General features: G+C 68.7%; 7 protein-coding genes. 4 read left to right on the forward strand and 3 right to left on the reverse strand.

Going from position 1 to position 8,049, the window contains the following annotated elements:
• Positions 1 to 35: 35 nt before the first annotated feature.
• On the reverse strand, positions 36 to 929 hold the full coding sequence (locus ACFTZB_RS39940; protein ID WP_378440619.1) for an HpcH/HpaI aldolase/citrate lyase family protein: 894 nt from the start codon (positions 927 to 929) through the stop codon (positions 36 to 38).
• A 69-nt stretch (positions 930 to 998) separates the two neighbouring features.
• Positions 999 to 2,174: a CaiB/BaiF CoA-transferase family protein gene (locus ACFTZB_RS39945; RefSeq protein WP_276138993.1), complete on the reverse strand. Its 1,176-nt coding sequence runs from the start codon at positions 2,172 to 2,174 to the stop codon at positions 999 to 1,001.
• A gap of 263 nt (positions 2,175 to 2,437) precedes the next feature.
• Here ACFTZB_RS39945 and ACFTZB_RS39950 point away from each other — a divergent pair, with 263 nt between their 5' ends.
• From ACFTZB_RS39950 to ACFTZB_RS39965, 4 genes are read left to right on the forward strand one after another with little or no spacing between them, the layout of a single operon-like run.
• Positions 2,438 to 3,919 (forward strand): aldehyde dehydrogenase, encoded by a 1,482-nt coding sequence (locus tag ACFTZB_RS39950; protein ID WP_378440621.1) that lies wholly within the window; start codon positions 2,438 to 2,440, stop codon positions 3,917 to 3,919.
• A 26-nt stretch (positions 3,920 to 3,945) separates the two neighbouring features.
• Positions 3,946 to 5,340, forward strand: coding sequence for an MmgE/PrpD family protein (locus tag ACFTZB_RS39955; protein ID WP_378440623.1), 1,395 nt, complete (start codon positions 3,946 to 3,948; stop codon positions 5,338 to 5,340).
• Between the two features lie 44 nt (positions 5,341 to 5,384).
• Entirely contained in the window at positions 5,385 to 5,918 is a 534-nt protein-coding gene (locus ACFTZB_RS39960; protein WP_378440625.1) for a cupin domain-containing protein, read from the forward strand.
• Between the two features lie 37 nt (positions 5,919 to 5,955).
• Positions 5,956 to 7,026, forward strand: a complete 1,071-nt coding sequence (locus ACFTZB_RS39965) for a zinc-binding dehydrogenase (protein ID WP_378440627.1) — start codon at positions 5,956 to 5,958, stop codon at positions 7,024 to 7,026.
• A 133-nt stretch (positions 7,027 to 7,159) separates the two neighbouring features.
• Here ACFTZB_RS39965 and ACFTZB_RS39970 read toward each other — a convergent pair.
• A partial coding sequence (locus tag ACFTZB_RS39970) for a DUF222 domain-containing protein (RefSeq protein ID WP_378440628.1) occupies positions 7,160 to 8,049 on the reverse strand: 890 nt, incomplete at its 5' end.

Below are 8,049 nucleotides of genomic sequence, written 5' to 3' on the forward strand. Positions count from 1 at the left end.
GATGCGAGGTTTCGCCGCCATCGGTGCGTTACGGGTCAGGCGTGGGCCATGATGGCTTCGGCCTGCGCGATGATGCCCTCGGCGGTCTTCACGTGGGCGATGTCGATGTGCTGGCCCTCGAAGTCGACGGCCGCGCTACCGGCGGCCTCGGCCACCTTGAACGCCTCGATCATGCGGCGGTAGAAGTCGACCTGCTCGGGGGACGGCGTGAACACGTCGTTGGCGATGGCGATGTGCGACGGGTGGATGCACACCATGCCGCGGTAGCCGAGCTGCTTGTTGTCCAGGCAGAACTGACGGGCACCGTCGAGGTCCTTGATGTCCTGCCACACGCCGGCGACGGGATGGTGCAGGCCCGCCGCGCGAGCGGCGAGGACCAGGCGACTCCGCAGGTACAGCGTCTCCAGGCCGGCCGGGGTGAATTCGAAGCCCAGTTCGCGTCCCACGTCCGCGCTCGGACCGGTGGCGCCCAGCAGGCTGGAGATGCGCGGGGTGGCGGCGGCGATCTCCTCGCAATGCGCCATGGAGACCGCGGTTTCGTAGCTCACGATGAGTCCCACGCTGCCCGCCTCGAGCCCCTGCCGGGCCTCGATGTGCGACACCACGGCGTCGATCCGCACAAGTTCCTCGGCGTCGAAGACCTTGGGCAGGAACAGACCGGTCAGCCCCGGCCGGATCACCGCCTCGAGGTCACTGCCCTGGATCCCGGTCACGAACGCGTTGGGCCGCACCCACACGTCGGCGCGAACGCCCTCGGCGTGCAAACGGTCGATGGTGGCGGCGGTGACGCCACGCGCCTCGTCCTTGTCCGCGGCGGGAACCGAGTCCTCCAGGTCGAGGATCAGGGCGTCGGCGCCGGAGGCCAGCCCCTTGTCGGCCCAGGAAGGCTTGTGACCGGGCACGAACAGCATGGAACGGTACGGATTCATGAACTCTCCTCAGTTATGAGTACGGGAAGTAGCGGGTGTGGGGAAACAGCGGGTATGGGAAGTAGCGGGTCAGGACTCGTCGGCGTAGAGGACGCCGGACGCGAGCAGCTCGTCGATCTTCTCGGCGGGGAGCACCTCGCCCGCCACCGAACGGGTGTCGGCGCCGACCTTGGGAGCGCGGTCACCGCGGTCCGGGCGCTCGCCGTCGAACGTCCACGGCGGCCGGATCAGGGCCAGGCCGTCGGGTTGCCACTCGACCAGGTCCAGGTGTTCGACCTGCTCGTGTTCGAGGTAGCCGGTCATCGACAGGACCGGTGCGAACGGCACGTCGGCCTCGGTGAGGACCTTCTCCCAGTGGTCCTTCGACTTCGTGGCGAACTCCGCCTCGACGATCGGCACCAGCTCGAAGTAGTTCGACTCCCGCGGGCGGTACTCGGCGAACCGGGGGTCCTCGGCCAGGTCCATGCGGTCCATCGCGCGGCACAGCGACCGCCAGAACTTCTGCGAGGACGACAGGTGGACGGCCAGGTACTCGCCGGTCGACGTCGGGACGCAGAAGTTCTGCGCCTGCGGATGCCGGCTCGTACGGGCGGGGTTGCTGCCGAGCTCGAAGGACTGCGTGATGCCGTCGATGGTCAGTGCGCTGACGGCCTCCATGATCGACGTTTCCATCCGCTGCGGCTGACCCGTCTTCAGCCGCCCGACGAGGGCCGCGAGGACGCCGGTTGCGGTGCTCAGACCGGTGACGAGGTCCGCGCTCAGGCCGCCGGCCAGCTGCGGGTGGTCGCCGTCGCTGAACAGCGAGTACAGGCCGCCGAAGGCGTGGCCGATCGTGTCGTAGGCGGGACGGTTGGCCAGCGGTCCGCCGGCGCCGAATCCGGTGACGGACCCGTACACGATGTCGGGTCGCAGCGCGCGGCAGTCCTCGGGGCCGAGCCCCATGGCGGCCACCTTGCCCGGGCGCAGGTTCTCGAGCACCACGTCGAAGTGCGGCACCAGCGCCTTGACCAGCGCGACGCCCTCCTCCGACTTCAGGTCGACCGAGAGGCTGCGCTTGCCGGTGTTGTACTGCCGGAAGTAGGGGCTGGCGTCGTTCTGATGGCGCCGGAAATCTTCTCCGACCACCGGGCGCTCGACCTTGACCACCTCGGCGCCGAGGGCGCACAGCATCGACGTCCCGAACGGGAGCGCGATGTATCCCCCGATCTCGAGGATCCGAATACCGTCGAGCGGCTTGTGCTGCATGTTGCCTCGCCTTCGTCTCTACAAAACATTATATATAGTTCACGATGGGGTCAAGCCCCGCCGGATCGGGGTACCCCATCGAGGCGACTCCCAGTCGGGTGGATCACGGCAAGACACTTCCCTGGAGCTATGCAACATTATATACTTTGCATGGTGCAGCTCACATATCGAGCAGAAGGCTCCGCCCACCAGGCCGGACACTTCGGTCCCGCCTGCGATCCGGACCACTTCCACCCCTCATCGACCAAAGAAGGAGCAGCACCGTGAGTGTGCAGACAGAAATTTGGCAGGGACAGTACGACAAGCTGTTCATCGGCGGACGGTGGGTGCAGCCCGCCACCGAGCGCACCTTCGACGTGATCTCGCCGGCCACCGAAGAGCTCGTCGCGCGCGTTCCGGAGGGCGTCGAAGAAGACATCGACGCGGCGGTGAACGCGGCACGCGAGGCATTCGACAAGGGGCCCTGGCCCCGGATGGCACTCGAAGAGCGGATCGCGGTCCTCCGGAAGCTCAGCGCCGAACTCGCCGCGCGCGAGGCCGACGCCGCCCGGCTCGTCAGCGCCGAGATGGGCTGCCCGATCACCCTGTCCACGAAGATGCAGTCCATCGGACCGCGCCTGCTCCTGGACTCCTTCCTGGATCTCGCCCCCGCCTACCCGTGGACCGACACCCGGTCGTCCGCAACGGGCAGCGCGCTGGTGACCCGCGAACCCGTCGGGGTCGTCGCCGGCATCGTGCCGTGGAACGCCCCACTGCTCATCACGATGATCAAGCTCGCCCCAGCGCTGCTGGCGGGCTGCACCATGGTCATCAAGCCCTCCCCCGAGACCCCGCTCGACGCCTACCTGCTCGCCGACATCCTGGACAAGATCGGTCTCCCCGCCGGTGTCGTGAACATCGTCCCCGCGCAGCGCGAGGCCAGCGAATACCTCGTGCGCCACCGCGGCATCGACAAGGTCTCCTTCACCGGATCGACGGCCGCGGGCCGTCGGATCGCCTCCCTCTGCGGCCAGGACCTGCGCCGCGTGACCCTGGAACTGGGCGGCAAGTCCGCCGCGGTCCTGCTCGACGACGCCGACCTCGACGCCGCAGTCGCCGCCATCCGCGCGGTCTCGCTGCGCAACAGCGGCCAGGTGTGCAGCAACAAGACCCGGATCGTGGTGGCACGCTCGCGGCGCGACGAACTCCACGACCGGCTCGTGGACCTGATCCAGTCGATGCCCGTCGGTGACCCCTTCGACCCCGCCACCGAGATCGGCCCGATGGTCAGCGCCAACCAGCGGTCCCGCGTCGAGGGCTACATCGACGACGCCAAGGGATCCGGGGCCTCCCTGCTGGTGGGCGGCGGACGTCCCGACGGCCTCGACCGCGGCTGGTACGTCGAGCCCACGATCTTCGCGGACGTCGACCCTGCCGCGAAGATCGCGCAGGAGGAGATCTTCGGCCCGGTTCTCACGGTGCACACGTTCGACACCGAGGCCGAGGCGATCGACATCGCCAACAACTCGGAGTACGGCCTCAACGGATCGGTGTTCGCCGCCGACCCCGAGCACGCGCTGGCGGTGGCACGCCACATCCGCACCGGCACAATCGAAGTCAACGGAAACCCGGCGGGCTTCAGCGCCCCGATGGGCGGTTTCAAGAACAGCGGCATCGGCCGCGAGGCGGGACTCGAGGGTTTCGACGCCTACGTCGAGCTCAAGTCCTACGGCATCCCGGGCGGCCTGCTCGGTTCGCTCTCCTGACCCAGATCTACCGAAAGGCACCACACATGGGCACCATTCCCCCCGTCGAAGAAGCTGCCGCCCGGCTCGTCACGGATCTGACCTTCGACTCCATCCCCGCCGACGCGCTCGCCGGTGCGCGCCGCCTGATGCAGGACCAGCTCGCCCTCCAGGTCGGAAGCGCCTCGCTGCCCTGGAGCAAGGCGCTGCTCGAGCTGACGCGCGCGGCGCACGTTCCGGGCAAGTCGCACATCGCCGCGACAGGCGACGAGATGAGCGCCGCGGACGCGGCATTCGTCAACGCCTCCTTCGGCCACGGCTTCGAATACGACGACGCCCACCGGGCCAGCTCCTCGCACCCGGGCAGCTGCGTCGTGTCCGCCGCACTCGCCGTCGGCGAAGAACTCGGCGCCACGATGCGCGAGGTGATCACCGGTATCGTCGCCGGCTACGAGGTCTACACCCGCATCGGCAATTTGGCGGCACCCCAACTGCTCGAGCGCGGCTTCCACCCGCACGGGTTGCTGTCGAACTTCGGCGCGGCCGCCGTCGTCGCGAAAATGCGCGGCTTCGACGTCGAAACGACCGTGCATGCCCTCGCCATCGCCCTCAGCCACGCGTCGGGCACCACCGAGTACACGTCGTCCGGTGGCTCGATCAAACGCATCCACTCCGGCATCGGCACCCGCAACGGGATCCGCGCCGCCGAGATGGCCGCCGCGGGCATCACCGGGCCGACGTCGTTCCTCACCGGCGGGAAGGGCTTCTACCGCACGTTCGTCGGACGCCCCGTCGCCGACGAGGCGGCGGCCACGTTCGGCCTCGACAAGACGTTCGAGATCACCCGCGTATGGGTCAAGCCCTATTGCTGCTGCGGCATCAACCACGCCTACATCGACGGCGCCCGTCAACTCGCGGCCCGCGCCGCGGACGTCGACTCGGTACTGCTCGGCATCCAGACCGGCGGCGACGTGGTGATCGGCAACAAGAACGCCAACGCCTACGCACCCAAGATCATCGAGCACCTGCAGTACAGCCTGCCGTTCCAGTTCTCGCTGTCGCTGCTCGGCAAGGGCAACGGGTTCCGCACCCACAACCAGTACATGGCCGGCCAACTCGACCTCGGCGCGGGCAGCGACGTCGCCGCCCTCGCCCAGAAGGTGAAGATCGAGGTCAAGCCCGAACTCGACACCGCCTACCCCGGCCGATGGGTCGGCGACATCACCGTCAACTACACGGACGGCACCAGCGAGAGCCTGTTCGTCGACAACCCCACCGGCACCGCCGAGAACCCGATGTCGCAGGAAGACCTGGACGCGAAGTTCCGCGACCTGACGGTGACCGCGATGGGCACCGAGTCCAGCGAAACCCTGCTGCAGGCCATCCAGCGCGGCGATCTCGACCAGCCCGCGTCCGACTTCGCGGCCCTGCTGCACGTCTGACCCTCGAACGACACCCACACCAGCCCCAGAACAAGGAGTGAACGATGAGTGGAGAACACCTCAACGCCCAGGCCCGCGTCGTGCTGACCGGCCTCGACGCCGACGGTAAGTCGACCTTCATCTCGGACGGCAACACCACCACCCGCACCGCCCAGCCCGGTTTCACCGTCATGGACGTCTGGCAGTTCGACAGCCTGCCCGTCGACGTGCTGGCCCCGTCGACCCTGGGCGCCGACCCCGTCCTCGACCCGCCGAAGAACGGCCTCGTGGTCCGCCTCGCCAGCTTCCCGCCGGACTCGGAGTTCGACGCCGAGGGCTACAAGGAGTCGCTGGACGCGTTCCACGGCGCCGACTCGCACGACGGCGACGCCAGCGAGGACGGCGGCGTCTGGCACCTGACTGACACGATCGACGTCGTCACCGTCCTCACCGGTGAACTGTGGGCCGTCACCGAGACCGGTGAGACCCTGCTGAAGCCGGGCGACACGGTCGTCAATCGCGGCATCAAGCACATCTGGAGCAACCGGACCAGCGAACCGGTCTTGATCATCGCCACCATGATGGCGGGCACCCGATGAGCGCCGCGCCCCTCACGTACCGGACGGAGACCTCCTGATGCGTGGTGTAGTTTTTCGCGGCAATCGCGAACTCGAAGTCCTCGACTTCCCCGATCCCACACCGGGGCCGGGCGAGGTGGTCGTCGAGATCAAGGCGTCGGGGCTGTGCGGCAGCGACCTGAAGTTCTACCGTGACCCACCGGAGGCGGCTCTCAAAGCGCTCGGTTTCAAGGATTTCGCGTCACGTGGTCTCGGCGAGAATCCGGCGATCATCGCCGGTCACGAACCGTGCGGCGTCGTCGCCGAGATCGGGCCGAACGTGGACCCGCGTGCGTTCACGGTCGGTGACCGCGTCATGGTGTTCCACTACAAGGGCTGCGGATTCTGCGACCTCTGCCGCACCGGCTGGACGCAGATGTGCACCCACGGCGCCACGATCTTCGGCGCCACCGCGCACGGCGGTCACGCCACCTACATGGTGGTTCCGGCGGAAACCCTGGTGCCGATGCCCGAAGAGATCAGCTTCTCGGCGGGCGCCGCCATCGCTTGCGGCACGGGCACTGCCTTCGGCGCACTCCGGCGGGCGGACGTCACCGGGCGGGACACCGTCGCCGTGTTCGGGCTCGGCCCCATCGGCCAATCCGCCATCCAGTTCGCCGCCGCTCTCGGCGCCGAGGTGATCGCCGTCGACATCGCCGCGGACCGCCTCGCGCGGGCCGGGGAACTCGGTGCGCACCACATCGTGGACTCCAGCACCACCGATGCGGTGGAGGCCATCCGGGAGATCACCGGCGGTCGCGGTGCGACCGTGTCGATCGAGAGTTCCGGCGCCCCCTCCGCACGCGTCGCGGGCGCCCGGTGCCTCGGCCCGTGGGGCCGCATCGCCCTGGTCGGCCTCGGCGGAAACATCGAACTCGACGTCTCACCCGACATCGTGATCAAGCAGATCTCGATCATCGGCTCCTACACGTTCTCCAACGTCGGGATGGGCGAATGCGCCCGCTTCGTCGCGCAGCACGGCATCGACGTCGACGCGCTGTTCACCGACCGCTGGAAGATCGAGGACGCCGAAACCGCGTACAAGGAGTTCGACCAGCAGGTGCGCGGTAAGGCCGTCATCGAGTTCTGACGCTGCGGTCTTCTGTCACAGCGGTGTTTCTCAGGCCGGCTGTTCTGGCACGGCGGGTGCCCCGCATCCGAGTGGGGGAGCTCGGATGCGGGGCGTCTGTGGGTGATGGAGTTGTGTTGCGGCGCTGAGCCGGTCAGGCCGCGGCCGGGCCAGCCCGCCGGTTGTGGGAGGGCAGCGGTTCCCGGAAGGGGTCGACGCCGGGTGGTGGAATGAACCACGGGTGCCGGTCGTCGCCGATCTGCACCTCCCACCCGTCGTGGTGGATGAGCCGGTGGTGTGAACCGCACAGCAGGACGAGGTTGTCCATGTCGGTGAGGCCACCGTCGACCCAGTGGACGATGTGGTGCCCCTCGCACCACGATGCCGGCGCTCCGCACCCCGGGAATGCGCATCCACCGTCGCGCACGGCCAACGCCCGACGCTGCTTTCGGGTGGCGGTCCTGCTGGTCACCCCGACGTCCAGGGGTGCGCCGTGATCGTCGAGGATCACCGTGCTCACCTGCGCGTCACACGCCAGATGCCGGGCGGCGGTGATCGTCAGCGGTCCCATCCAGGCAGCCCACGCCACCCCCGTGTCCGCCAGCACCGCCGCCCAGTCCTCCGCGGAGGTCGGCCGGTCACCACTGGTTGGGCCGGCCGGGCCGGTGCCGGAAGCGTGCGCGCCCGAGTCGCCTACACGGTCGGTGCCACCGGAGCGGTCCATGCCGCCCATCCCACTGGTGCCGCTGGTGCCGCCCATCCCGCTGGCGCCGCTGCGGTCGGCACCGCGGGCGTAGGCGAGGTCACGCGCCCGCACCTGCACGCTGATGTGGGGGCGTTCGCCGGCTTGGGTGCCGTTCAATCCTGCTGCGAGATAGCGGCGCAGCAGTTCGGTGAACGCGTCGGCCCGCCGCCTCCCCGGGGTGCGTTCGTCTCGGGCCCCGTCCGTGGCCGGCCGGGGTGCGGCGAGCTTCGACAACGCGGTCAGCAGCATCTCGCCGGTCACCGCATCCAGATCGCCTTTGACCGACACCCGTCCGTTCA

The sequence above is a fragment of the Rhodococcus sp. NPDC057014 genome (assembly GCF_042673295.1).
GTDB lineage: Bacteria > Actinomycetota > Actinomycetes > Mycobacteriales > Mycobacteriaceae > Rhodococcus_F.

Excerpts from the sequence above, each read along its gene's own strand:
- ACFTZB_RS39960 (WP_378440625.1), top strand. The coding sequence starts at position 5,385 with ATGAGTGGAGAACACCTCAACGCCCAGGCCCGCGTCGTGCTGACCGGC.
- ACFTZB_RS39945 (WP_276138993.1), bottom strand. The coding sequence starts at position 2,174 with ATGCAGCACAAGCCGCTCGACGGTATTCGGATCCTCGAGATCGGGGGA.
- ACFTZB_RS39965 (WP_378440627.1), top strand. The coding sequence starts at position 5,956 with ATGCGTGGTGTAGTTTTTCGCGGCAATCGCGAACTCGAAGTCCTCGAC.
- ACFTZB_RS39955 (WP_378440623.1), top strand. The coding sequence starts at position 3,946 with ATGGGCACCATTCCCCCCGTCGAAGAAGCTGCCGCCCGGCTCGTCACG.
- ACFTZB_RS39940 (WP_378440619.1), bottom strand. The coding sequence starts at position 929 with ATGAATCCGTACCGTTCCATGCTGTTCGTGCCCGGTCACAAGCCTTCC.